The organism is Variovorax sp. 01T432, from assembly GCF_056398605.1.
This window is the reverse complement of sequence record NZ_JBFTPS010000164.1, coordinates 1-455: the sequence shown is the minus strand read 5'-3', so window position 1 is coordinate 455 and position 455 is coordinate 1. Positions and strand designations below refer to the sequence as shown.

Genomic DNA, 455 nt, shown 5'->3' with positions numbered 1-455 from the left:
TCCTTGGCCGCCGCSGCCGAGCGCTGCGCCAGGCTGCGAACCTCGGAGGCCACGACGGCGAAGCCACGGCCCTGCTCGCCCGCCCGYGCGGCCTCGACCGCCGCGTTCAGCGCCAGGATGTTGGTCTGGAAGGCGATGCCGTCGATCACCCCGATGATGTCSACGATCTTGCGCGAGGACGCATTGATCGAGCCCATGGTGTCCACCACCTGCGACACCACGCTGCCGCCCCGCACCGCCACCTCGGAGGCCGAGACGGCCAGCTGATTGGCCTGGCGCGCGTTGTCGGCGTTCTGCTTGACGGTGCTGGTGAGCTCCTCCATCGAGGCGGCCGTCTGCTCCAGCGAACTGGCCTGCTGCTCGGTGCGCGACGAGAGGTCCTGGTTGCCCGAGGCAATCTCGCTCGAAGCCGTCGCGATGGTGTCCGTGCCCTGGCGCACTTCGCCCACCACCTT

Annotated in this window: 1 protein-coding gene; it reads right to left on the bottom strand. The window is 69.7% G+C overall.

Annotated elements, in window-relative coordinates; translation table 11 throughout:
- Positions 1–455: methyl-accepting chemotaxis protein (locus tag AC1DNF_RS35805; protein WP_478153686.1), on the bottom strand; the 455-nt coding region annotated here is incomplete at both ends.